The organism is Streptomyces sp. NPDC043680 (assembly GCF_056436685.1).
The window spans coordinates 657,656-681,251 of record NZ_JBWKCE010000002.1; the positions used below are offsets into that span (position 1 = coordinate 657,656).

At 75.2% G+C, this 23,596-nt stretch carries 19 protein-coding genes; 9 read left to right on the forward strand and 10 right to left on the reverse strand.

The window, feature by feature from the left end; all coding sequences use genetic code 11:
* Positions 1-83 precede the first annotated feature (83 nt).
* On the forward strand, positions 84-1,481 hold the full coding sequence (locus tag AC0666_RS06405) for a HEAT repeat domain-containing protein (protein WP_468971086.1): 1,398 nt from the start codon (positions 84-86) through the stop codon (positions 1,479-1,481).
* A gap of 323 nt (positions 1,482-1,804) precedes the next feature.
* Here AC0666_RS06405 and AC0666_RS06410 read toward each other — a convergent pair whose 3' ends face one another.
* Genes AC0666_RS06410 through AC0666_RS06425 form a run of 4 tightly spaced genes read right to left on the reverse strand, consistent with a single transcriptional unit; the run spans position 1,805 to position 4,448 of the window.
* Positions 1,805-2,149 carry an RNA polymerase sigma factor gene (locus AC0666_RS06410; RefSeq protein WP_468971089.1) on the reverse strand — a complete coding sequence of 115 codons (345 nt, stop codon included), beginning with the start codon at positions 2,147-2,149 and terminating at the stop codon, positions 1,805-1,807.
* Between the two features lie 30 nt (positions 2,150-2,179).
* Positions 2,180-3,058: a 5-oxoprolinase subunit C family protein gene (locus AC0666_RS06415; protein WP_478707183.1), complete on the reverse strand. Its 879-nt coding sequence runs from the start codon at positions 3,056-3,058 to the stop codon at positions 2,180-2,182.
* A complete protein-coding gene (locus AC0666_RS06420; RefSeq protein WP_468971092.1) occupies positions 3,055-3,672 on the reverse strand; it encodes a 5-oxoprolinase subunit B family protein in 618 nt (205 codons plus the stop codon). The genes AC0666_RS06415 and AC0666_RS06420 overlap by 4 nt, the downstream gene beginning before the upstream one ends.
* The gene (locus AC0666_RS06425) at positions 3,669-4,448 is read right to left on the reverse strand and encodes a LamB/YcsF family protein (RefSeq protein ID WP_468971093.1); all 780 of its coding nucleotides are present in this window, start codon (positions 4,446-4,448) and stop codon (positions 3,669-3,671) included. Before AC0666_RS06425 ends, AC0666_RS06420 begins: the two co-directional genes overlap by 4 nt.
* A gap of 108 nt (positions 4,449-4,556) precedes the next feature.
* Between AC0666_RS06425 and AC0666_RS06430 the strand changes: the two genes are divergently transcribed.
* The 3 genes from AC0666_RS06430 (at position 4,557) to AC0666_RS06440 (ending at position 11,824) form a co-directional block, all read left to right on the forward strand.
* Positions 4,557-6,062, forward strand: a complete 1,506-nt coding sequence (locus AC0666_RS06430) for a hypothetical protein (protein ID WP_468971095.1) — start codon at positions 4,557-4,559, stop codon at positions 6,060-6,062.
* An 85-nt stretch (positions 6,063-6,147) separates the two neighbouring features.
* A complete protein-coding gene (locus AC0666_RS06435) occupies positions 6,148-7,050 on the forward strand; it encodes a hypothetical protein (protein ID WP_468583522.1) in 903 nt (300 codons plus the stop codon).
* Positions 7,051-7,102: 52 nt separating this feature from the next.
* Entirely contained in the window at positions 7,103-11,824 is a 4,722-nt protein-coding gene (locus AC0666_RS06440) for a hypothetical protein (protein WP_468971096.1), read from the forward strand.
* Between the two features lie 152 nt (positions 11,825-11,976).
* Here the strand turns inward: AC0666_RS06440 and AC0666_RS06445 are convergent, their stop codons facing one another.
* Positions 11,977-12,471 carry a hypothetical protein gene (locus tag AC0666_RS06445; protein ID WP_468971098.1) on the reverse strand — a complete coding sequence of 165 codons (495 nt, stop codon included), beginning with the start codon at positions 12,469-12,471 and terminating at the stop codon, positions 11,977-11,979.
* Positions 12,472-12,818: 347 nt separating this feature from the next.
* Here AC0666_RS06445 and AC0666_RS06450 point away from each other — a divergent pair, with 347 nt between their 5' ends.
* From AC0666_RS06450 to AC0666_RS06465, 4 genes are read left to right on the forward strand one after another with little or no spacing between them, the layout of a single operon-like run.
* A complete protein-coding gene (locus AC0666_RS06450) occupies positions 12,819-15,599 on the forward strand; it encodes a sensor histidine kinase (protein ID WP_478707184.1) in 2,781 nt (926 codons plus the stop codon).
* On the forward strand, positions 15,596-16,033 hold the full coding sequence (locus AC0666_RS06455) for a roadblock/LC7 domain-containing protein (RefSeq protein ID WP_361720617.1): 438 nt from the start codon (positions 15,596-15,598) through the stop codon (positions 16,031-16,033). The genes AC0666_RS06450 and AC0666_RS06455 overlap by 4 nt, the downstream gene beginning before the upstream one ends.
* A 10-nt stretch (positions 16,034-16,043) precedes the next feature.
* Positions 16,044-16,487 carry a DUF742 domain-containing protein gene (locus AC0666_RS06460; protein ID WP_468971102.1) on the forward strand — a complete coding sequence of 148 codons (444 nt, stop codon included), beginning with the start codon at positions 16,044-16,046 and terminating at the stop codon, positions 16,485-16,487.
* The gene (locus AC0666_RS06465) at positions 16,468-17,094 is read left to right on the forward strand and encodes a GTP-binding protein (protein WP_356853250.1); all 627 of its coding nucleotides are present in this window, start codon (positions 16,468-16,470) and stop codon (positions 17,092-17,094) included. Before AC0666_RS06460 ends, AC0666_RS06465 begins: the two co-directional genes overlap by 20 nt.
* 179 nt (positions 17,095-17,273) lie before the next feature.
* Here the strand turns inward: AC0666_RS06465 and AC0666_RS06470 are convergent, their stop codons facing one another.
* The 3 genes from AC0666_RS06470 to AC0666_RS06480 all read right to left on the reverse strand — a co-directional run bounded on the left by AC0666_RS06470 (position 17,274) and on the right by AC0666_RS06480 (position 19,724).
* The gene (locus tag AC0666_RS06470) at positions 17,274-18,473 is read right to left on the reverse strand and encodes a lipid-transfer protein (RefSeq protein WP_468971104.1); all 1,200 of its coding nucleotides are present in this window, start codon (positions 18,471-18,473) and stop codon (positions 17,274-17,276) included.
* The gene (locus AC0666_RS06475) at positions 18,470-18,934 is read right to left on the reverse strand and encodes a Zn-ribbon domain-containing OB-fold protein (RefSeq protein ID WP_468971106.1); all 465 of its coding nucleotides are present in this window, start codon (positions 18,932-18,934) and stop codon (positions 18,470-18,472) included. The genes AC0666_RS06470 and AC0666_RS06475 overlap by 4 nt, the downstream gene beginning before the upstream one ends.
* Before the next feature lie 121 nt (positions 18,935-19,055).
* Positions 19,056-19,724 (reverse strand): M15 family metallopeptidase, encoded by a 669-nt coding sequence (locus AC0666_RS06480; RefSeq protein WP_468971108.1) that lies wholly within the window; start codon positions 19,722-19,724, stop codon positions 19,056-19,058.
* 29 nt (positions 19,725-19,753) lie between these two features.
* On the opposite strand from AC0666_RS06480, the gene AC0666_RS06485 reads away from it, so the two are divergent.
* A complete protein-coding gene (locus AC0666_RS06485) occupies positions 19,754-20,263 on the forward strand; it encodes an NUDIX domain-containing protein (RefSeq protein ID WP_478707185.1) in 510 nt (169 codons plus the stop codon).
* Positions 20,264-20,318: 55 nt separating this feature from the next.
* Here the strand turns inward: AC0666_RS06485 and AC0666_RS06490 are convergent, their stop codons facing one another.
* Together AC0666_RS06490 and AC0666_RS06495 are read right to left on the reverse strand one after the other, a co-directional pair.
* Positions 20,319-20,870, reverse strand: a complete 552-nt coding sequence (locus tag AC0666_RS06490) for a hypothetical protein (RefSeq protein WP_468971112.1) — start codon at positions 20,868-20,870, stop codon at positions 20,319-20,321.
* Positions 20,871-20,991: 121 nt separating this feature from the next.
* The gene (locus tag AC0666_RS06495) at positions 20,992-23,514 is read right to left on the reverse strand and encodes a glycoside hydrolase family 31 protein (RefSeq protein WP_478707186.1); all 2,523 of its coding nucleotides are present in this window, start codon (positions 23,512-23,514) and stop codon (positions 20,992-20,994) included.
* Between the last annotated feature and the right edge of the window lie 82 nt (positions 23,515-23,596).

A 23,596-nucleotide genomic window follows, 5' to 3' on the forward strand; every position in this document is an offset into this window, starting at 1 on the left:
GGCGGACGTCCTCACATGCTGTTACGCGGCCCTGTGAATCCCGATTCCCGGTTGCGTCCCCAGCTTGATTTGAGGCCATTCCCATGTTCGAACCAGTCATAGCGCCGAGCGGCACCCTGCTCGGGCTCCTCCAGCGCGGCCGCGGCGACGGCACGCTGCACGCGCTCGCGGCGCCCAGAGCGGAAGCCCTCGCGGCGCTCAACCAGTGCGTGCTCCGCGACCCGCGCCAGGACTGGCAGGTCGAGAACCGCTCCCTGTACTACGCACGCCTGTACCTCGACCTCGACGGGCCCCTCGGCGAGATCGAGAGCCACCTCTTCAGCGCCGACGACCTCGTCGACGACACGGACCACCGGACCGGCCTCGCCCTGTCCGTCCTGGGTCACCTCGCCTCCTACGGGCGCGACGACGCACTCATGCTGCTGCGCCGCTACGCCGCCTCCGGCGCCAACTGGGCCTGGGCCCTCGACGAGCTCGCCCTGCGCGACGACGACCAGGGGCTGCGCTCCCTCGCCGCGCCGGTCCTCGCGAGATTCCCCGCCGGCGAGGAGGGTGAGGCGCGGCTGGCCGCCGCCGTACGCGACGCCTACGAGCCCCGGCCATGGTTCCTCTGGGAGGAACTGCCCGCCTACGGAGAGCGGCTGCGCGCAGCCCGCCGCCAGGGCTCCTTCGACCGCTGGCAGCGCCAGCTCACCCCCAACGGCCCCCGGCCCGGCTGGGGCGTCCAGGCCGTCTTCGACTGGGCCGCCGACGGGCTGCGCCGCGGAACCCCGCTGCACGTCCCCGCCGCGCGGTGCCTCGCCGCCGTGGCCGCCCCCGAAGACCGCTCCGCCATCCTCGCGGCCGCCGCCGGCACCCTCGGCGAAGCCGCCCGGGCCACCGCCCTGCACCACCTGGTCCTCGCCGAGCCGGACAACCCGGCCGTGCTGGACCTCATCGAAGCAGCCGCGGACGAGCCCGCCGTCGCCGCCTACGAGCGCATGAGCGGCCCCGCGGCCGTCGAGCGGGCCCGACGCTGGGTCCACCGCCCCGACGCCCTCGGCGCGGCCGCCGCCGCCCTCCTGGCCGCCCACGGCGACGCCGAGGACGCCGGCCTGGTCCTGGGCGCCCTCCGCTCCACCGTCCGCGGCTCCGGCCCGGACTCCCCGCGGCTGTTCGCCCTGGTGGACGGAGCGGGCCGGCTGTCGATCGGCTGCGCGGCGCCGGTGCTGCGCCACGTCTACCGCGAGACGGCCTCGTCCCACCTCCGCGGCCGCGCCGCGCGCGCCCTGGCCGCCACCGATCCCTCCTTCGCGGCGGGCTTCGCCGTCGAATGCCTGTGGGACTGCGAGGAGACCACCCGCGAGGTGGCCGCCCTCCACGCGGAGACCGCCGACGTACGCGTGGCCCCCCGCCTGCGCCGCCTGGCCGCCGACCCGGCGGAGGAGGAGGACGTCCAGTCGGCCGTCCGCAGCCGCATCGCACCGGAATCCGCCGTGTAGCCCGACGGCCACCCCACCGACACCACTCGGCCCGGCCCCCCTGACGGGAGGGAGCCGGGCCGAGTGCTGTGACCACCTGCGGTCACGGAGTGGAATGGGGTGCAACGGGGGTGGGTACGCCGGGGGGCAGGGTAGGGGGCCACGGGTGTGACCTCAGGAACTCCTCCATGTAGTCGACCGAACAGGACGGGACGTCGGCGTTCTCCAGAACTCCGAAGATGAGTCCCTGTTTCCCCTCCCCCGGGGGGAAGTAGTCCGCCCACGTGAACACGAGTGTGTACCCCGGGGGGACCGCCTTCGGGTTGACCTTGAGGGTGCGGCCGTCACCGCCGTGCGACAGAGCGGCCGCGGGATCGTCCTGGGGGCCGCGGCCCCAGCCCTGGATTTCCTTGCACTGGGATTGCGGCAGCTTCGGGACCAGGACGGTCCCTGTGGGGCCGGTAACCGGAGGCCGAGCCCATCGCGGCGAGGAAGACGTCCGCCGTCAGGTCCGCCGCCAGGTGCGGGTCGGCGACCCGGCGGGTGACGAAGCCGAGTACGGCATCGATGTGTCCCTCGTAGAACGCCCCGAATCCCTCGGGCGTGGTGAGATCCGGTGGTCCGGTCTCGTGTCGTGGGCTGCGCACCCGGTTCCTCCCCTGCACAGGGGACCCGGTCGGCCCCCTCACCCCCTACTTGCCGATGGCCTCCGGAACGTTTCATCGCGCCCTCACGAACCTGACCGGTACCCCCGGCCGGGCCTGGGCCGCCGCGTCCAGGGCCGGTCCCGGCGGGACCACGCCGACCACCGGGTAGCCGCCCGTCACCGGGTGGTCGGCCAGGAACACCACCGGCAGGCCGTCCGGGGGGACCTGGACCGCGCCCAGGACCATGCCCTCGCTCGGGAGTTCCCCCGGGCGGCTGCGGGCCAGCGGGGGGCCCGCCTCCGTGCGCAGGCCGATGCGGTTGGACATCGCCGCGACCCGGAACACCGAACGCCAGAGCCCGGCGAGCGAAGCCTCCGTGAACCAGTCCGCCCGCGGCCCGAGGCGGAGCGGGAGGAGGAGTTCCGCGGGCGCCCCGGGCAGTGGGCAGGCATCCGCCCACGGCACCGGCTGCGGGCCGGGTGGGGAGACAGGCAGCGGCATCCCGGCCGACAGGACCGGCGGCCCCAGCCCCGACAGCAGGTCCGTCGAGCGACTGCCCAGGACCGGCGGGACGTCCAGGCCTCCCCGCACCGCGACGTAGCTGCGCACCCCCGACTCGGCCCGGCCCACCTCCAGCTCCGCCCCGGCCGGCAGCCCGACCGCGGCTCCCCAGGGCACCGGGCGGCCGGACACCCGTACGGAACAGGGCGCGCCCGTGACGGCCACGCTGGTCGCAGCCAGGGCCCGGAGCCCGACCCCGTCCAGGGTCGTCTCCAGCGCCGCCGCGTCCGGGGCGTTGCCGAGCAGCCGGTTGGCCAGGTCGTACGCCGCCGTGTCGAGCGCGCCCGAACGCGGGACCCCGAGGTGCGCGTAGCCGGGGCGGCCGCGGTCCTGGACCGTGGTCAGCGCCCCCGGGCGGATCACCACAAGCCCGGTCACCGACCCGGTCACCGGCCCGCCTCCGTGAACCGCACCCGTACCCCCGGCGCGAACAGCGCCGCCGGTTCCCGGTCCGGGTCCCAGAGCACCGCGTCCGTGGTCCCGATCAGCTGCCAGCCGCCGGGGGAGGAGCGCGGGTACACCCCTGCGTACTCGCCCGCGAGCGCCAGCGAGCCCGCCGGGACGGCGGTGCGCGGGGTGGCCCTGCGGGGCAGGTGGAAGCGCTCCGGGAGCCCCGTCAGGTAGCCGAAGCCGGGGGCGAAGCCGCAGAAGGCCACCCGGAAGACGGTGTCGCCGACGACGGCCGGGACCTCTTCGGGGGCCACGCCCCACAGGCGGGCCACCTCGGCCAGGTCCGGGCCGTCGTAGCGCACCGGGACGGTCACCAGGGCCCCCTGCGTCTGCGCGAGCGGGGGCACCTCCCACCGGGCGATCCGGACGCCGAGCGCGGCGGGGTCCCGTACGCCGTCGAGAAGTACGGTCCGGGCCGCGGGCACGAGGTCCCGTACGGCGCCCAGCTCGCCCGCGTCGCGGCGGCGCAGCAGTTCGGCGTGGAGCGCGGCCACCTCGGCGGCCGAGTCCAGCTCGATCAGCAGCGCCTCGCCGCCCACCACGAGCGGCCTCACGCGAAGGCCTCCACCCGGACCCCGGCGGCCCCCAGCGCCTCCCGTACCCGGCGGGCGAGCAGCGCCGCCCCCGGCGTGTCCCCGTGGACGCACAGGGAGCGCGCCGCCACCGCCACCCGGGAGCCGTCGGCGGCGGTCACCGCGCCCTCGGCGGCCATCGCGACCGCCCGGGCGACCACGGCATCCGCATCGTGCAGCACCGCCCCGGGTTCACCGCGCGGTACGAGCGTGCCCGCCGGGGTGTAGGCGCGGTCGGCGAACGCCTCCGGTACGGCCGTCAGCCCCGCCGCCTCGGCGGCCGCCAGCAGCACCGACCCCGGCAGGCCCAGGACCGGCAGGACCCCGGACCCGGCCGCCGTCCGCACCCCGGCGACGACGGCCCCCGCCTGCTCGGCGTCGTACACGGTGCGGTTGTACAGCGCGCCGTGCGGTTTCACGTACGACACCCGGGAGCCGGCGGCCCGTGCGAACACCTCCAGCGCCCCGATCTGGTAAGCCACCTCGTCGGCCAGCTCACCGGCCGGCACGTCCATGGCGCGCCGCCCGAAGCCCGCCAGGTCGCGGTAGGACACCTGGGCGCCGATCCGTACCCCGCGCTGCGCCGCCAGCTCGCAGACCCGGCGCATGGTGGACGGGTCGCCGGCGTGGAATCCGCACGCGACGTTGGCGCTCGTGACGACGGACAGCAGCGCCTCGTCGTCCGTCAGCGTCCAGCGTCCGAAACCCTCACCGAGGTCGGCGTTGAGGTCGATCAGAGGTGTGATCATGGAGGCCATGCCGTGAGGGTAGAACAGCGCCCGCGCCGCGTTGCCGAGCGCCGGGGACCGATCCGGCCGAACCATGCCGTTTGGGATGTTGTCCGTGACAGCGCCTAGTCTTTGTCCGTGACTCTCCCTGCCCCGGCAAAGACCCTCCCGTCCCCGGCGCCGGGCCCGGCCGCCGACGAGGGCCTGGCCCGGCGGCTGCGCGCGCTCGCCTGCACCGCCCCGCTGCACGACCTCGACGTACGCAAGGCCAATCTCGCCGGCGAGTACGGGATCTACGCGATGGCCGAGGTCGCCCTCGCCGCGATCGACCTGGTCACGCTCACGATGGACTTCGACACGGGCGCCGACCACGAGCAGATCGTCGCCAGGCTGCTCCCGCGCGTCGCCGCCCAGGCGCCGGCCCGTCCTGCGGCCGAGCACGAGCGGGTGGCCCGCTGGGTCCTGGAGAACCTGATCAACGTCGGCAGCGTCGACCGGGGCTTCCGTGCGATCTACGGCACGTTCGGCCCCGACGGGGTGTACGTCCGCCGGGACTACGACTTCAAGCTGATCGAGGAAGTCCCCGGTTACGGGGGCGCGGTGTACCTGCGCACGACCGACGAGGCCGTCAACGTCCTCGTCGGCGCCCTCGACACGGACGTCACCAGCGCGCAGATCGCGGCCGAGGTGAAGCTGGAGGTCCTGATCAGCCGGGGCCGGCTGGCGGACGCCCAGCTGGCCGCCGAGCAGGCCCGCTACCGCACCGTGCAGTACGCCGAGACCCTGCGCCGTACGTTGGACGCGACGCGGCGAAACGTCCGGGCCGTCGACTGGCTGCAGTCCGTGCCCGACATGATCGAGGAGGCGCTCGACCACGTCGCCGACCGCTACCGCCACGAGAACGCGATCCTGACCAACATCCGCAAGGCCCGCGACGAGGCGGCGGAGCCCGAGAACAAGCGGCGCGCCGCCGAGCTGGTCGACATCGTCAAGGACTGCATCCGCCGCCACACCCAGCTCCAGTCGAGGCTCCTGGACGCGGGCCCGCTCTTCCGCGCCGAACAGGACCGCCAGGCCTTCGCCGCCCCGGCCCGGCGCACCGGCATCGACCTCTACGGCCAACTGGTCGCCCCCGTCCTGCCGTTGCCGCTCGCCGACGCCACCCGCGTCACCGACGCCTTCTTCGCCCGGGGCACGGGGCTGCGCACGCCCGTCTCCGTGCGGGTCGCCGACCTGGTGGAGATACTCCTGACCCCGCCGGTGGAACGGGAGCACCTCGGCGCGGAGATGCCGGAGCCGGACCTGATCGCCACCCCCGACGACAGCCGCTTCAGCGAGGAGCAGCTCGCCGCCGCGATGCAGCTGCTGGACCTCCCCCACGACGCGCCGCGCCGCCTGTCTGGCCTGCTGGCCGAGGCCCGGCGTACGGACCCGGACCTGCCGTACCTGGTCGCGCTGCTGGCGGTGCACGCGGCGAGCCCCGCGGTGGGCACGGCCTACCGCCAGGGCGAGGAGCGGCTGCTGTTCGCGGTGGACGACGGCACCACGCTCGACGACCCCGAATTCGGCGGCGCGGACCTGATCGTCGGCACGGCCCTGCTGGACGCGGCGGCGATGACCGCGGACCGCACGGAGGCCTCATGATCCCCGCCCCCCGCCCACTGACGCCCCGCGGGCGGGCCCCGCGAACCGCCGCCGAAACCACCGCACACCACGAGAGGCAGTACCCGTGAGCGACCACCACGCCGAGCACCCCGCGTGGAGCGAGGCCGACGCGCCGCCGGTCCCGGTCGCGCCCGCGCAGAGCACGGGCGTCACCCCCGCCGACGCCGCGGACGCCGCCCGGCTCGTCGCCTTCGGGCTGCAGCCCAAACTGCTCCCCACCCGCGACGCCGAGTACACCGAGCTGCTGCGCCGCTACCGCGAGGACCCCGCCTTCGGGCGGCTCGCCGATGCCGTCGCCACCGGCCTCGGGCTCGTCGTCCTGGAGGTCTCGCCCCGCGCGGGCATGGCCGTGGCCGCAGGAGAGGACTCGGTGTTCGCCGTGCGGATGGGCGACTACGCCCGGCGCACCACCGCCGACTCCGCCGACCGGTTCCTGCACGGCCTGGCCCACCTCGCCCTCGCCGCCCTCGCCTTCCCCCGCCCCGAGGACCTCGCCGACGACGCCTACATCGGCCGCGTCACCGTCAACGGGGTCGACGCCTTCGTCCGGCAGGCCTGCCGCCGCCTGGAGGAGCGCGCCGAGGAGCTCGGGGAGAACACCGACCCGGCCACCGACCGCCCCGGCCTGGAGGCCGCCTGGCGCGTCTACGCCCGCCGCAGCGCCACCGGCGCCACCAAGGACGCCCGCCGCCTCGCCGGTTCCACCACCGGCATCGTCGGCAAGGCCGCCGCCTTCCTCACCGACTCCGGCTTCCTCCAGCGCACCGGTGACGACGCCGGAGGTACGTACCGCACCACCCCCCGCTACCAGCTCCAGGTGCGCGACATGGCGGGCAGCGCGGCCATGGCCGAACTCCTGGACCTCGGCGTGGTCCCCGTCAGCGACGGCTCCGCGAGCCTCCTGCCACCGCCCGAGGGCGACGACCTGGAGCTCGCCGCCGACGCCGGCCTGCCCTTCCACGCCTGAGCCCCCGCCCCCGTCCCGTACGACCTACGAAAGACCACGAGAGTCCGCCGCCATGTACGAGCTGTCCCGGATCCGCCTCTACTCCATCGGGCCCGCCGGCGCGCGCTACGCCGACACCGTGCTCGACCTGCGCGGAGTCGGCGAGCCGGTGCCCCACCCGGCGCCCGCGCAGGCGGAGTTCTTCGAGGACGAGCCGACCGGCCCGCCGCGCCGGCCCGCGCCCGCCGGTGTGCTCTTCCTGGAGAACGGCGGCGGCAAGTCCGTCCTGCTCAAGCTGATCTTCTCGGTGATGCTGCCAGGACACCGCAACACCCTCGGCGGCGCCAGCTCCGGCGTGCTGCGCAAGTTCCTCCTCGCCGACGACTGCGGCCACGTCGCGCTGGAATGGCAGCACACCCAGACCGGCGAGTGCGTGGTCGTCGGCAAGGTCAGCGAATGGCGCGGCCGCCAGGTCTCCAACGACCCGCGGAAGTTCGCCGAGGCCTGGTACTCCTTCCGGCCCGGGCCCGGCCTGAGCCTGGACAACCTCCCGGTCGCCGAGGCCACCGCCGTCCGCCCGCCCGTCGAGGGGGCCTCCGGCGCCCAGGGCCGGCGCCGCACGATGAAGGGGTTCCGCGACGCCCTCACCGAGGCAGGCAAGGCCTACCCCCACCTTGAGGTGTACTTCGAGGAGATCCACGACCGCTGGAACGAACACCTCACCGAACTCGGCCTCGACCCCGAACTCTTCCGCTACCAGCGCGAGATGAACGCCGACGAGGGCGAAGCCGCGGGCCTCTTCGCGGTCAAGAAGGACTCCGACTTCACCGACCTGCTGCTGCGCGCCGTCACCGACACGCGCGACACCGACGGCCTCGCCGACCTGGTCCACGGCTTCGGCAACAAGCTAGGCCGCCGCTCCGAACTCATGGCCGAACGGGACTTCACCGCCGGCTCCGTCGACCTCCTCACCAAGATCGTTGAGGCTGCCGAGACCCGCTCCCGGCTGCGCGACGTCCACGCGGGCGCCGAACGCCGCACCCGCACCCTGGCCCGCCGGCTGTCCGCCCGCGCCGCCGAGGAGCGGGGGCGCGCGGCCGATCTCGCCCAGCGGGTCACCGCTGCCGCCCATGCCGTCACCGCCGCCGAGTCCGCGCGCGCCCGCAGCGCCGCGATCTCCGCCGAACTCGCCTACCGGCACGCCTCGCTGGCCCTGACGGTCGCCGACAAGGCCGCCGCCGCCCAGCGCCGCGAGCTCCTCGAAGCCCGCACCCTGCACTCCGCCTGGCAGGCCGCCGAGACGGTGCTGCGCCACCGCGCGGCCGCCGACCGCTCCGCCCGGGTCGCCGCCGCGATCCTGGAGGCCGAGCGGGACGCCGCCCCGGCCCTGGCCGCGCGCGCCACCGCGGCCGCCGCGCTCGTACGCGCCCTGCACACCGCCGCCGAGGACGGCGAACGCCTGGCCAACGAGGAGGAGGAGCGTTCCGCCGCCCTCCAGGAAGCCGGTGAAGCCGCGCACCGCGACGCCACCGCCGCCGCCACCGCCGCCCAGCGCGCCCGCAGCGAGGCCGAGCACCTGCGGGCGCGGCTGTCCGAGGTCCAGCAGGAGACCGCCGAGGCCGTCCGGGCCGGCTGGCTCGACGACTCGGCGCCGGACGCCGACCCGGCCCGCGCCGCCCTCGCCGCCAGCGACGCCGAGAAGACCGCCGTGGCCGCCTGGGACGAGGCCCGCGAGGCCGCCCGCACCGCAGCCGAAGCCGCCCGCGAGGCCGCCGCCGCGGAATCCCGCGCCGAACTCACCGCCGCCCGCGCCGCGGACGCCGCCGACGCGGCCGAAGCCGCCCACCAGGCGGAGCACCGCGCCGCGCAGTCCCTCGCCGCCGCCCCCCGCCTCGCCGAGCTCCTGGGCCTCCCGTCGGCGCCGGACACCTTCCTCCCGCACCCGCGCGGGGCCACTCCCGCAGGCACCCCCGACGCCGCCTCCGCCCGATCGGGCAGCGCCTCCGCTGACCCCGGGGCACCGGGGGCGGCCGCCCACGGCCCCGCAGACGCCACCGCCGGGTGGCTCACCGCCGAGGAACTCGACCGGAACGCCGACGAGCTCCACACCCTGCTCACCGACGGGGTCGCCTCGGCCGAACGCCAGCTGTTCGAGCTGCGCACGGCCGCCGCCGACGACGCCCGGATCCTCGGCGCGCTCGGCGACGGCGGGCTGCTGCCGCCCGGCCCCGACGTCCTCGCCACCGTCGAGTACCTCGGCGAGCACGGCATCCCGGCCCTGCCCGGCTGGCGCTACCTCGCCCAGTCCGTGGACCCCGCCGACCACGCCGCGGTCCTCGCCGCCCGCCCCGAACTCGTCGACGGCGTGGTCATCACCGACCCCGACACCCACGCCCGGGCCCGCGAAGTCCTGTCCGGCGCGGCCCTGCTGCCCCGCTCGACCGTCGCCGTCGGCACGGCCGCGGCCCTGCTGGCACCCGTGCCCCCGGCGGGCGGCGACGCCGCGGGAGCCTCCGGCATCTTCATCGTCCCGCCGAACCCGGCCATGCACGACGAGCACGCCGCCGACGAGGAACGCCAGGCGCTGCGCAGCCGCGCCACCGCCCGCGACACCGAGATCCGGGACCTGGCCGCCCGGCTCGCCGGGGACCGCGAACTCGCCGCCCGGCTCGCCTCCTGGCGCACCGGCTGCCCGCCCGGCCGCCTCGCCGAACTCGCCCGGCAGGCCGAGGCGGCCCGCGCCTTCGCCGAGGAGGCGGACGCCGAACTCGCGGAGGCCCGTACCGTACGCGCCGAGGCCGACGAGGCCGCCGCCGACGCGGCCCGCGTCCGCGACGAACGCCAGGACACCGCCCAGCGCGCCCGCCGGGTCGCCGACGCCCTCGCCGGCCTCGCCTTCCGCCTGCGCGAACGCGCCGGCTGGCAGGCCAAGGTCCGCGAACTCGCCGACGAGGCCGCCGAGTCCGAGGCCCGCGCCGAGTCCTGCCTGGCCCGCGCCCGCGCCGCGGACGAAGACCGCCGGGCCGCCCAGCGCGCCGCCGACGACGCCCGCCGCACCGCCCGCGCCCTGCGCGCCGAACGCGCCGAGATCGCCGGCGCCCCCGAGGCCCTCCCGGCGGAGGACGCCGCGCCCAAGGCACCCCTGCCCGATCTGCGCGAGGCCTACCGGGCCGCCTCCCGGCTCTACGAGAAGGTCGGCGTCGGCGCTGACCTGCGCGCCGAGCAGGCCCGCGCCGAGAGCGACGAGAGCGCGGCCCTCGCCGAACTGGACCGGCTCACCAACAAGGTCCGCACCCGCGCCGCCCAGCTCCTCGAAGGCACCGACGGCGCCGACGGCCCCTCCCGGCAGGCCGCCGCCGCCCGCGCCGAAGCCCTCGTACAGATGCTGGAGACCCGCGCGTCGGCCGCCAGCGAGCAGCTCGGCCGACTGCGGGGCGAGGCCGAACGGCACGCCCCGACCGAAGGGGAAGCGCACACCGACCTCCCCGAGGAACTCGTCCCCGCGGACGTCGAACACGCCCAGGCCCTGCTGCGCACCGCCACCGCCCAGCTGGCCGCCCACACCGCCGCCGTCGAGACCGCCCGCGCCGCACACGCCGACCTGCTGCGCGCCCACCGCGCCGCCGAGGACGGCGCCGGCGGCTTCGACGAGACCGCCGCGATGCTGCGGGACCTGCTGCGCGACCACACCCACCAGGACGACGAACAGGAGCCGGCGGCCCACCGGGGCACGCTGGAGGAGGCCCGCCAGTCCGCCGCCGAGGCCCGCCGCTCCCTGCGCGGCTGCGCCGCCGACCTCTCGGCCGCCGAAGCCGCCGTGCGCGAGTCCAGCGACATCCTGGTCCGGCACGCCAACGCCACCCGCTACGAGCAGGTACGCACCCCGGCCCGCCAGCAGATCCGCGAACTGCCCGCCTCCGCCCTGCCCGAGCACGCGGCGGCCTGGGCCGCGGCCTTCGCCCCGCGGCTGCGCGTCCTCACCGACGAACTGGCCCAGCTGGAGCGCAACCGCGACAGCATCGTCGACCGGCTGCGCGGACTCGTCGAATCCGCCCTGGCCACCCTCCGCTCCGCCCAGCGGCTCTCCCAGCTCCCCGAGGGCCTGGGGGAGTGGTCGGGGCAGGAGTTCCTGCGCATCCGCTTCGACGAGCCCGACCAGGCGACCCTGACCGAGCGGCTGGGCGAGGTCATCGACGAGGCGACCCGCACGGCCGTGAAGAAGAACAGCGGCGCCTCCTTCGGCGAGGGCCGCCGCGACGGCATGTCCCTGCTGCTCCGCGGGGTCCAGGCGGCGCTGGAGCCCAAGGGCGTCTCCGTGGAGATCCTCAAGCCGGACGCGGTGCTGCGCGCCGAGCGGGTGCCGGTCGGCCAGATGGGCGACGTGTTCTCCGGCGGTCAGCTGCTGACCGCCGCGATCGCCCTGTACTGCACGATGGCGGCGCTGCGCAGCAACGACCGGGGCCGGGACCGCCACCGCCACGCGGGCACGCTGTTCCTCGACAACCCCATCGGGCGCGCGAACGCCACGTACCTGCTGGAACTCCAGCGGGCCGTCTCCGACGCGCTCGGTGTGCAGCTGCTCTACACCACCGGCCTGTTCGACACCACGGCGCTCGCGGAGTTCCCGCTGGTCATCCGGCTGCGCAACGATGCCGACCTGCGGGCGGGGCTGAAGTACATCAGCGTCGAGGAGCACCTGCGGCCGGGGCTCCCCCAGCCGTCCGCGGAGGAGGAGACCATCCACGGCGAGATCACGGCGACCCGCATGTTCCGCCGCTCCACGGTCAACTCCTGACGGCGGCCCCAAGCGGCCCCAAGCGGGCCGCCGGCAGTGCCCCGCGGGCACGACCCCGGCGGCGCCGGGCCGGCCGTCGGTAGGCCTCGGCCGGCACGACCCCGTGCCGACTGCCGACCCGGCCGCCCCGGCCTGGCCGCCCCCGGGCCCGCCTATCCCCGGCCCGAGGTCGCCTGGTAGTGCCGGTCACCGGCCGCCGACGACCAGGCGGCCACCCGGCCGCCCGCGACGGGCCGGCGTATTCGGCCCGCCGGACCGGGCTGCGCCGCGGCACGGGCCGCCCGGCGCGCCCGGCGCTGCTCGCGCCGCAGCGCCCGCGCCGTGCTGCTCGGCTCCGACACGACCCCGTACCGCTGGTTCCACGTCTGCCGGGTGATCAGTACGTCCAGCACCCCCCAGGTCGCGACCACGGTCCCGGCTATCGCCCCCAGCGCCATCGGCAGGGCCAGCCAGGAGCCGGTGAGCGTGAGAAGGAAGGCGATCGTCGACTGCGTCAGCGTCAGGGCGACGATCAGCACCGCCCGCACCGCCGCTTCGCGCACCGGATCCGGCATCCGGCGCCGCTCGGCCGACTCCACCTGCCACAGCGACCGCCTCACCGAACCGGCCGCGCCGTTGTCCTCGTCCTCGTCCTCGTAGAACCCCATGGTGCACCCCTACCCCGACGTATCCCCTCGAACAGGTAGACGTTCGGCCCCGTCGGGAGATTCCCGTATCGCGGACTTCTTCTGCGCGGCTACCCAACCCGGAACGAATAATTCCAGCCATCCATCCGATTGCGGGAACCGATACCCCACCCCGTGTCATCTGCCACATATCGGGCTGCTCTTGACCGGAAGTGTCGGACAACTCGTGATCTACGCCCAGGGGTCCGGCCGAAAACGTCCGGACACGCCTTCGAAGCCGCCCCCCGGCAGTAGTAGGCTCACGCCGTTTAAATGACGGAACACCGACCCCCGCCAACGGGGTTGAGCTGGGGGAGGCTGAGGACGCCATGCGCTTTCGCGGGAAGTCCATCCGCCGGAAGATCGTGGCGTTGCTTCTGGTGCCGCTCGTCTCCCTCACCGCACTGTGGGGCTTCGCCACCGTCATCACCGGACAGCAGGCCGTCCAACTCCTCGACGTCGCCTACGTCATCGACAAGGTCGGCTACCCCATCGAGGACGTCGTCCGCGTCATCCAGAAGGAACGCCGCCAGACCCTCGTCGTCCTCGGTGACCCCCGGGCCGCCACCGCCACCGCCGAACTCACCAAACGTCGCACCGCGACCGACGAGCTCGTCGACCGGATCAGCAAGGACGCCAAGGACCCCGAGGTCGTCGACGAGCTCACCCCCGCGACCGCCCAGCGCCTCGACTCCATCCTCGACGCCTTCCACGGCATCGGCGCCCTGCGCCGCTCCGTCGACCAGAACACCCTCGACCCGAGCCAGGCACTGGAGCTGTACAGCCGCCTCGTCGACCCCTGCTACGACTTCCTCATGAACCTCCACGCCCTCCAGGACGTGGAGATGGACAAGCAGGGTCGCGCGCTCGTCGGCATCACCCGCGCCCGCGAGGCGCTCTCCCGCGAGGACGCCGTCATCGCGTCCGCCCTCGCCGCCCGCAGCGTCAGCCCGGCCGACATCCGCCGCGTCTCCGACCTCGCCGCCAACCGCGCGCTGCTCTACGAGTTCAACCTCGCGATCCTCCCCGCCGCCGAACGCGAGCTGTTCGAGCAGTACTGGGCCGGCCCGGACACCAAGCCGCTGCGCGACGCCGAGGAACGTTTCATCGCCGGCGGCCCCGGCAAGAACCCGCGCGTCACCGCGGCCCAGTGGGACGAGGCCGCCAACAAGGTCCTCGACGAGGTCGCCGCCATGGGCACCGCCGCCGGCGACCGCTACCAGAAGCGCGTCGAGCCCGTCGCCATGAAGGTCCTGCTGCAGGCCGCCGTCGCGGGCATCCTCGGCTTCATCGCCCTCGTCGTCTCCCTCGTGCTGTCCGTACGCATCGGCCGCGACCTGGTCCGCGACCTGTCCCGGCTCCGCAAGGAGGCCCACGAGGTCTCCGGCGTCCGGCTGCCCGCGGTCATGCGCCGCCTCGCGGCCGGCGAACACGTCGACGTGGAGACCGAGGCCCCCCGCCTGGAGTACGAGAAGGACGAGGTCGGCCAGGTCGGCCTGGCCCTCAACACCCTCCAGCGCGCCGCCGTGGAGGCCGCCGTCAAGCAGGCCGAGCTGCGCCGGGGCGTCTCCGAGGTCTTCGTGAACCTGGCCCGCCGCAACCAGGTGCTGCTGCACCGCCAGCTGACCCTGCTCGACACCATGGAGCGGCGCACCGAGGACACCGAGGAGCTCGCCGACCTCTTCCGCCTCGACCACATGACCACCCGCATGCGCCGCCACGCCGAGGGCCTGGTGATCCTCTCCGGCGCCGCCCCCTCCCGCCAGTGGCGCAAGCCCGTCCAGCTGATGGACGTCGTCCGGGCCGCCGTGGCCGAGGTCGAGGACTACGAGCGCATCGAGGTACGCCGCCTGCCGCGGCTCGGCATCGCCGGCCCCGCCGTCGCCGACGTCACGCACCTCGTGGCCGAACTCCTGGAGAACGCCACCGTCTTCTCCCCGCCGCACACCGCGGTCCAGGTGCACGGCGAGCGCGTCGCGAACGGCTTCACCCTGGAGATCCACGACCGCGGGCTCGGCATGAACCCGGAGGCCCTGCTCGACGCGAACCTCCGGCTCGCCGAGACCCCCGAGTTCGAGCTCTCCGACACCGACCGGCTGGGCCTGTTCGTCGTCAGCCGCCTCGCGCAGCGCCACGGCGTCAAGGTCGTCCTGCAGCCCAGCCCGTACGGAGGGACCACCGCGGTGGTCTTCCTCCCGGCGGACCTGCTGACCGAGGCGCCCGAGACCAACGGCACCGGCCTGCGCCTCGGGGACGGCAAGGGCGCCAGGAACGGCAAGGCCACGGCCCGCCCGGCCCGGAGCGCCGTGCGGCACGCCGCGGGCGGCCGCTCACTGCCCGCCTCCGACCTGCGCGGCCCCGTGGAACTGGAGGCCCCGCTCGGCGTGCTCGGCCTGGACGGCATCGACGACGCCGTCGACGAGGCCGCCCCGCGCCCCGCGGGCCTCGGCGGTGTCGGTGGCCGGCCGCCCGCCATGGCCACCCTGGACGACGAGACCCCGCCGGGTGGCACCCCGCGCAGCGCCCTGCTGGGGTTGCGCCCGGCCGACCGCCCGCGCGCCGACCGCTCCCACCCGGACCGCCCGCACACCGACCGCCCGCGCGCCGACCGCGAGCGGGAGCGGGAACCGCTCGCGCCCACCGGCCCGGTGCGCCTGCAGAGCTCCCGCCTGGACCCGGCACGTCCGGACGGCCCGCGCGCCCACGGGGCCGTACCGCTCCCGCGCCGCCGGCCCACGCCCACGCTGGTCGCCGACCACGGCCGCCGCGTGGAGCCGCGTCCGGCCACGGCGGTGCCGGAGCCCCCCGCGGCCCCCGCCGCCCGGACCGGCGACGCCCGCCCGGTCGAGGGGCCCGGCGGCCTGCCCAAGCGCGTCCGCCAGGCCAACCTGGCGCCCCAGCTCAAGAACGCCCCGGCCCCCGTACCCGCCGAGGCGGCCACCGACGCGGTGCAGGAGCGCGACGCGGAAGACGTACGTACACGCATGTCCGCACTCCAGCGCGGCTGGACGGCGGGCCGCCGACACGAGGCACAGCAGCAGTCCGAGACCGGAACCGGCACCTCCGCCGCCTCCGGTCCCGCGAACGAGAACGAGGGGGACGGTCGATGACCGCACCGCAGACCGGCAACGACACCCGGGGCCGCGGCTCCGGCCCGCTCAACTGGCTCCTCGACGAGCTCGTCGACCGGGTCGGCAGCATCCGCAAGGCGGTGGTCCTCTCGGGCGACGGCCTGCCCACCGGCAGCTCGAAGGACCTGACCCGGGAGGACAGCGAGCACCTGGCGGCCGTGGCCTCCGGCTTCCACAGCCTGGCCAAGGGAGTGGGGCGCCACTTCGACTCCGGCAAGGTCCGCCAGACCGTGGTCGAGCTCGACGAGGCGTTCCTCTTCGTCATGGCCGCCGGCGACGGCAGCTGCCTGGCGGTGCTCTCCGACGCCGACTCCGACGTCGGGCAGGTCGCGTACGAGATGACCTTGATGGTCAAGCGGGTGGGCGACCACCTGGCGACCGCGCCGCGCTCCGGGCTGCCAGCCGGAGGGTGAGGCGCACGGCATGAGCGATTCAGGCCACAACCGCCAGGACCACCCCTCCCACACCCCCGGCGGTCCGCACGAGCCCGCCCACCCGCACTGGTTCGACGACGAGGCGGGTCCGGTCGTACGCCCCTACGCCATGACCCGCGGTCGGACCAGCCACGCCGGCCAGCACCGGCTCGACCTGATCGCGCTCGTCGTCGCCGAACCGGCCGCCGACGACCCGGTCTGGGACATGACGCTGTCCCCGGAACACGCCCACATCCTCGGGCTGTGCCGGGAACGGCCGCAGTCCGTCGCCGAACTCGCGGCCGAGCTCGACCTCGCGGTGGGGGTGGTGCGGGTCCTCATCGGTGACCTGGTCGACGACGAACTGGTCCACGTGACCAGGCCGGTACCGCCGGCCGAACTGCCCGACGAATCCATTCTGCGTGAGGTGATCGATGGCCTTCGGGCGCTCTAGCCGCACCGGCGCCATGCATGCCGTGTCGCCGGTCGAGCCGCTGACCCTGAAGATCCTGGTCGCGGGCGGCTTCGGGGTGGGCAAGACCACCCTGGTCAGTGCGGTGAGTGAGATCAGACCGCTGCGGACGGAGGAACTGCTCTCCGAACCGGGCGTCGGCATCGACGACACCGGGGGAGTGGAAGCCAAGTCCACCACCACCGTGGCCATGGACTTCGGGCGCATCACCCTGCGCGAGGACCTGGTGCTGTACCTGTTCGGCACCCCCGGGCAGGACCGCTTCTGGTTCCTCTGGGACGAACTGGCCCAGGGCGCCTTGGGTGCCGTGGTCCTGGCCGACACCCGCCGCCTCGCCGACTGCTTCGCCGCCGTCGACTACTTCGAGCGGCGCCAGATCCCCTTCGTGGTCGCCGTCAACTGCTTCGACGGGGCCGAACGCCACCCCGTGGTCACCGTACGGGAGGCACTCGACCTCGACCCCGAGGTACCGGTGCTCCTGTGTGACGCGCGGGACCGGGAGTCCGTCAAGGACGTGCTGGTCGGGGTCGTGGAGCACGCCATGTCCCTGGCACGGGCCCGGCGCCGGAGCCTGACGGCGGGAGCCTGAGGCCCCTGGTGCATGGAGGCGGCCCGTACCCCCGCCGACTGGGGTACGGGCCGCAGCTCTCATGGGGGGATCAGGGGTCCCCGTCGCGGCGTCGGACGCGGCGCGGGACTGTGGAGCGAGTGTGAACCTGCCGCCGGGGGCCGTCAAGCGTTCGGACAAGAACGGACAACAGGACCAGGTCAGCGCACGGCGACGACGGCCGAACCGTGCCCGAACAGCCCCTGGTTCGCGGTGATCCCGGCCCTCGCCCCGGGAACCTGCCGCTCCCCGGCGCTGCCCCGCAACTGCCAGGTCAGCTCGCACACCTGGGCGATCGCCTGCGCCGGCACGGCCTCCCCGAAGGAGGCCAGCCCGCCACTGGTGTTGACCGGCACCCGCCCCCCGAGCGCGGTCGACCCCTCCCGTACCAGCTTGGCCCCCTCGCCCTCGCCGCAGAGCCCGATGTCCTCGTACCACTCCAATTCCAATGCCGTGGACAGGTCGTACACCTCCGCAAGGGACAGGTCCTCGGGACCGAGCCCGGCCTCCTCGTAGGCGGCGCGCGCGATGGAGGCCCGGAACGACCCCGGCGGGGGCGCCGACGCCGATGTCGCATCGGTGGCGATGTCGGGCAGGTCCAGCACCGTGCGCGGATACGTCGGCGTCACCGTCGACACGGCCCGGATCCGCACCGGATCGGCGATCCCGCGCGAGCGGGCGAAGTCCATACTGCTCAGCACCAGCGCCGCGCCCCCGTCCGAGGTCGCACAGATGTCCAGCAGCCGCAGCGGATCCGCGACGACGGCCGAGGCCGCGACCTCGTCGGCCGTCACCGGCCTGCGGTAGCGGGCCAGCGGGTTGAGGGCGCCCGCCGCGGCGTTCTTCACCTTCACCTGGGCGAAGTCCTCGGCGGTGTCCCCGTACACGGCCATCCGGCGACGGGCGTAGAGGGCGAAGTACGCCGGATTCGTGGCCCCCAGCACCCGGAACCGCAGCCAGTCGGGATCGTCGGGCCGGTCCCCGCCCGCCGGGGCGAAGAACCCCTTGGGCGCCGCGTCCGCACCGACGACGAGGACGACGTCGGCGAGCCCGGCCAGGATCTGCGCGCGAGCCGCCCCGATCGCCTGGGCCCCCGAGGCGCAGGCCGCGTAGACGCTGGTCACCCGGGCGCCCTGCCAGCCGAGGGCCCGGGCGAAGGTCGCGCCGGCCACGTAGCCGGGGTAGCCGCCGCGCACCGTGTCGGCGCCGACGACGGACTGCACGTCGGTCCACTCCAGTCCCGCGTCGGTGAGGGCGTGGCGGGCGGCGGCCCGCCCGTACTCGACGAAACTGCGGCCCCATTTGCCCCAGGGGTGCATGCCCGCCCCGAGGACGGCGACCTCGCCGGCTGCGCTGCTCACGAGCGGCCTCCCAGGGTGTCCACGGGGCGGAACCGCCAGGTGGTCCAGGTGGTGTCGGCGTCCTCGTTCAGTACGCCGCCCACCACCTCGACCTCCATGCCCACCGCCAGATCGGCGACGCCCACCCCGGGCGCCGCCTGCCCGAGCACCACCATGCCCTCGGCCTCCAGCTCGACCGCGACGAGGGTGTACGGCTCCCAGGGCTCGGACGGCTCCGACACGTACGGTGCGGGCGGCCGGTAGCGCCCGTCGGTGTAGGACCAGACCCGCCCGCGCGGCGAGAGCGGCACCTCGGTCAGCCGGCCGCCGCCGGGGCAGTGCGGGTTGCGGCAGTACGTGTCCTCGCGCGGGAAGAACACCGCGTCGCATGCCGAGCACCGGGTGCCGAGCAGGCGGAAGCCGCCTTCCGCGTCGTCGTCGGTGAACCACCCGCCGACGACGGGTATCCGTGTGCGTGCCAAGGTTCCTCCCGGGCAGGATCTGACGTAGCGTCAGAAGTGTGTCACGGTGCACCCGCCCCGGTCACCGGTTCCGGGCGAGCCGGTTCCGGTCGGTCTCGGGCAGCTCCGCCCGCGGCGGTGCTCACGGCCGGACCGAGGCGACGGCGACCGGGAAGTCGAAATACGTGGCGGGGAATTCCTCCGGCACGAAGGTGAAGTGCCACCACTCCTCGGGCAGATTCACAAAGCCCTCTTCGGCGAGCGCCTGCTTCAGCAGCCTGCGGTGGGCGCGTGCGGCGCCGGCGATCCCGGGGGAGTCGGTGTGCGAGAGCGGATCGAAGAAGTCGAAAGGGGTCCCCATGTCCAGGTCCCGCCCGGGCAGCTCCGCAAGGGTCACGTCGACCGTACTGCCCCGGCTGTGGCCGGACTTCTCGGCGATGTACCCGTCGGGGATGAGCCGGTGCTTGTCCACACCGGGATAGAACTCCGCCTTCCGCCGCAGGTCATCCGGTTCCCCGGCCCAGCGCACGAAGCGGTCCACGGCCCGCTGGGGCCGGTAGCAGTCGTACACCTTCAGCGTGTACCCGCGCCGCAGCAGCCCGCGCTGGGCCCGCCGCAATGCCTCGGCGGCGGGACGCGCGAGCAGGCAGACGGGCTCCTCGTAGCCGTCCACGACGCCGCCGGTGAAATTGTCGGCAGTGGCGTACCGGATGTCCTGCCGGATACTCGGGTCGAGGTCGGACAGGGTTACGAAACCGGGCGCGGACGCCCCGCCGACCAGCATGGCCAGGCAGCTCACAACAGCCGGCATCCTCATATGCCTTGGCATACCATCGCGGAATGCCGGCACAGCTGAAGGACTCGCACTGCTCCACCTGCGGAGCGCCCTACGGTACGACCGACTGGCCCCGCATCTGCCCGTCCTGCGGCGCCACCGTCTACCGCAACCCGCTTCCGGTCGCGGTCGCCCTCCTGCCGGTCGAGGACCAGAGTGGCACGGGTCTGGTGGTCATCACCCGCACCATCGAGCCGGGGCTGGGCGGGATCGCCCTGCCCGGCGGCTTCATGGACCTCGGCGAGGACTGGCGCGACGCGGTGGTGCGCGAGCTGCGCGAGGAGACCGGCATCCAGGCCCCGGCCTCGGAGATGGTCCTGGCCGACGCCATGAGCTCGCCCGGAGGGCACCTGCTCCTCTTCGGCCTCCTCCCCCTCCGGCCGGCGGCCGCCCTCCCGGCCTCCGCCGCCACCGACGAGACCACGGGCTGGCACGTCCTGCGCGGCCCGGCGCCCCTGGCGTTCCCGCTGCACACGAAGGCGGCCGCGGCGTGGTTCGCGGGACGCTACGCCTGACCGGGCCGCTCGATCCGGCCGCCTGAGCGGGCGCGTACACCGGGGCTCGCCGGTGCTACACGGGCAGTTCCATCACGAAACTCATCAGCACCACCACACCCGTGATGCTCCCGGCCACCACGGCCCCCCGCCGCCACACCTCACGCGTCGCGACCCGGCGGCCCCGCAGGACGGCGCCCGTGGCGAGCGGCAGCACCGCCGAGGCCGCCGTCCACGCCCACACCTCCAGGAAGCCGGCCCGCCCCACCAGCCAGGGGGAGTCGAGCCCCCAGGCCACACCGGCGGCGACCGCAGCCGACACCGGCGCCAGCACCGCCACCACGGCGACGGGCTCCGGCCAGGCCGTCACCCGGGCCGTCCAACTGCCCGCCAGTGCGAGGGGCTTGACCAGAAGCATCCCGTGGAGGAATCCCACCGCGACGGCCCCGACCGACACCGCGCCGATCACCGTGAGCGATCTGACCGGTGCCTGCTCCGTCACGACCACCAGGGTCCACACCGTCAGCAACTGCCAGGCGCCCACCGCCTCGGCGCCCGGGGCAGTGTCCCGGCGCGGTCGGATCCGCCGCGTCGTCGGATACGGCCGCGCCGGGCTCGCTAAAACCATCACAGACTCCCTGATCGCACGGGTGGAGGGTGGGAGGGCTGGCTCAGGCCTGCGGCCCGGGACGCGCACGCCGCCGGGCGGCGTCCGCGCCGCCCGCCCCGCGCCAGCATCCCGACACCCGCTACAGAGGGCCTACATCAGTGGTCGAGCCCGCCTCGACACCGCCACCCGCAGGCGCCGCCGCGCCTCCGGCCGCAGCCGCAGCCGCCTCACCCCCGCCCGCAGCCGCCGCGCCCCCGCCCGTACCCGCCCCGAGGGCCTGCGTCGCCGTGCCCCGGTCCGCCGCCTGGCCGAGACCGCGGACCACGACCCCCTCCACCACGCCCCCGGCCTCGTCCTCCACCACCACCGCGTCCCCGGCCCACCGCACCGCGTACCGCTCCACCTCGCCCGGCTCGAAGCCCGGACCCGGGTCGCGGATCACCAGCCCGCCGCCCGTGCGCCCCCGCGCCGGAGCCCACGCCTCCAGCACCACCGCCCCGTCCGCCGAACGCACCGGAAGCAGTGTTCCGGCCCGTGCCAGCACCGGGATCCGCCCCGCCGGCGCGTCCAGCAGCACCTGCCCCGGGCCCTCGTACGCCGCTCCCGTGGCGGTGTCGTACCACCGGCCCCGCGGCAGCCGCACGGCCCGCCGGTCCGCCCCGGGTTCCAGCACCGGGGCCACCAGCAGCGCGTCACCGAGCAGGAACGCGTCCTCGCAGTCCCGCAGGACCCGGTCCTCCGGCGCCCCCCACCACAGCGGCCGCACGTACGGGGCGCCCGTCCGCCGCGCCAGGTGCGCCAGCGTCACGAAGTACGGCCGCAGCCGCTCCCGCTCCGCCAGTACGGCCCCGGCGTGTTCCTCCACCTCGGGCCCGAACTCCCACGGCTCGCGCCGCCCCGCCCAGATCGCCGAGTGGGTCCGGAACAGCGGCAGGTACGCCCCCAGCTGCAGCCACCGCAGGTACAGCTCCGGCGAGGGCGACCCCGAGAAGCCGCCGACGTCGGGCCCCGAGTACGGCACCCCGCACAGGCCGAGCCCCAGCACCAGCGCCAGGGAGGCCCGCAGCCCCTCCCAGCCGGTCTCCACGTCCCCGGACCACGTGCCCCCGTACCTCTGCATCCCCGCCCACCCCGACCGGGAGAAGAGGAACGGCCGCTCGTCCGGCCGCAACCGGACCAGCCCCTCCCAGCCCGCCCGCGCCATGGCGAGCCCGTACACGTTGTGCGCGGCCCGGTGGTCGCCGCCCGCCCCCTCCAGCGCGTGCCGTGCCGACCGGGGCAGGCTCGGGTCCCCGAAGGGGGCGAAGGACACCGGTTCGTTCATGTCGTGCCACACCCCGGAGAAGCCCTGCGCCAGCCGCTCCGCGTACAACCCGCCCCACCACGAGCGCACCGCCGGATCGGTGAAGTCCGGATACACGCACTCCCCGGGCCAGACCTCGCCCCGCACCTCCTGCCCCCGGGCGTCACGTACGAACGCGCCCTGCGGACCCACCGCCCGTCCGGCGGCGTGGACCGCGTCGTCCACCTTCACCGCCGGATCGACGATCGAGACCAGCCGCACGCCCTGCTCCCGCAGAGCCCCCGCGAGCCCCGGCAGGTCCGGGAAGCGCGCCTCGTCCACGGTGAAGACACGGTGCCCCTCGTAGTGGTCGATGTCGAGGTGGACGGCCGACAGGGGGAGCCCCCGCGAGGTGTAGCCCGACACCACCCGCCGTACCTCTGCGGCGCTCCCGAACCCCCACCGCGCGTGCTGGTACCCGAGCGCCCACTCGGGCGGTACGGCGGCCGCGCCCGTCAGACCGGACCAGCCCTGGAGCACCCGCGCCGGCGTCCCCACCAGCACCCAGGCCCGCAACGGCCCGCCCTCCATGCGCAGTTCGACCGAGCCCGGCCGGTCCGGCCCCGAGCCCGCGCCGTCCTCGCCCTCCCGCAGGAGCACCCGCCCGTCCCACGGGTTGTCGTGGAACACCAGGTGCGTCCCCGCGTCCGCGACCACCATCTGCACCGGCATGGTGATGTACAGCGGGTCGTCGCCCTGCCGGAAGCCCCCCTTGGGGTCGGTGTTCCACAGCCGGTACACCCCGTCCCGCAGCCGGGGCCCCGCCGCCCGGCCGCCCAGCCCGAAGAAGCGGGCGTCCGCCGGGACCTCCGCGCGCTGCCTCCACCGCGGCCCGTCCGGCCCGGCCGGGGACCCGTCGGCCGGCTCCCACCAGCGCGGCGGCAACTCCCGGCGCAGCACCGTCCCGCCCGGCGTCCGCACCTCCACCGCCCCGTGCCGGGACACCGCCACCGTCACCCGCTCCGCCACCACGCGCCAGCCGCCCCCGGTGTCCGGTTCGAGCACGGCCCGCGGGTCGGGTTGCGGACCGCCGCCGACCACCGCGTACGAGGGACCCGGCTCGGCCCCGTCCCATCCCCAGAACACCGCCCCGCCGACCGTGACCCGTACGAGCAGCTCCGAACGCGTGAACCGCAGCACCCCGCCCCCCGGGCGCGACTCCGTACCCGTCAGCAGACCCGGCACGCGCGCCCGCTCCGCGCCCCGCCGCGGGAGCCCCATGGCGTCCGCGCGCCGGTGGCGCAGGGCGGAACGCCAGGCGCGCCGTCCGCGTTCCGTACCGAGGTCTTTCACCGCACGCACCAGATCGCGACCGTTCATGCTGCTCACCCTGCCACCGGCCGCCCGCCGAGCGGGCCGCGTTCAACTTCCGTTCACCGTCACGGGAAGCGCAGCACGACGG

Bases quoted from the DNA above. Each gene is read 5' to 3' on its own strand.
- AC0666_RS06405 (WP_468971086.1), top strand. From the start codon at position 84: ATGTTCGAACCAGTCATAGCGCCGAGCGGCACCCTGCTCGGGCTCCTC.
- AC0666_RS06425 (WP_468971093.1), bottom strand. From the start codon at position 4,448: ATGGCCTCCATGATCACACCTCTGATCGACCTCAACGCCGACCTCGGT.
- AC0666_RS06440 (WP_468971096.1), top strand. From the start codon at position 7,103: ATGTACGAGCTGTCCCGGATCCGCCTCTACTCCATCGGGCCCGCCGGC.
- AC0666_RS06445 (WP_468971098.1), bottom strand. From the start codon at position 12,471: ATGGGGTTCTACGAGGACGAGGACGAGGACAACGGCGCGGCCGGTTCG.
- AC0666_RS06450 (WP_478707184.1), top strand. From the start codon at position 12,819: ATGCGCTTTCGCGGGAAGTCCATCCGCCGGAAGATCGTGGCGTTGCTT.
- AC0666_RS06455 (WP_361720617.1), top strand. From the start codon at position 15,596: ATGACCGCACCGCAGACCGGCAACGACACCCGGGGCCGCGGCTCCGGC.
- AC0666_RS06460 (WP_468971102.1), top strand. From the start codon at position 16,044: ATGAGCGATTCAGGCCACAACCGCCAGGACCACCCCTCCCACACCCCC.
- AC0666_RS06465 (WP_356853250.1), top strand. From the start codon at position 16,468: ATGGCCTTCGGGCGCTCTAGCCGCACCGGCGCCATGCATGCCGTGTCG.
- AC0666_RS06480 (WP_468971108.1), bottom strand. From the start codon at position 19,724: ATGCCGGCTGTTGTGAGCTGCCTGGCCATGCTGGTCGGCGGGGCGTCC.
- AC0666_RS06485 (WP_478707185.1), top strand. From the start codon at position 19,754: ATGCCGGCACAGCTGAAGGACTCGCACTGCTCCACCTGCGGAGCGCCC.
- AC0666_RS06490 (WP_468971112.1), bottom strand. From the start codon at position 20,870: ATGGTTTTAGCGAGCCCGGCGCGGCCGTATCCGACGACGCGGCGGATC.
- AC0666_RS06495 (WP_478707186.1), bottom strand. From the start codon at position 23,514: ATGAACGGTCGCGATCTGGTGCGTGCGGTGAAAGACCTCGGTACGGAA.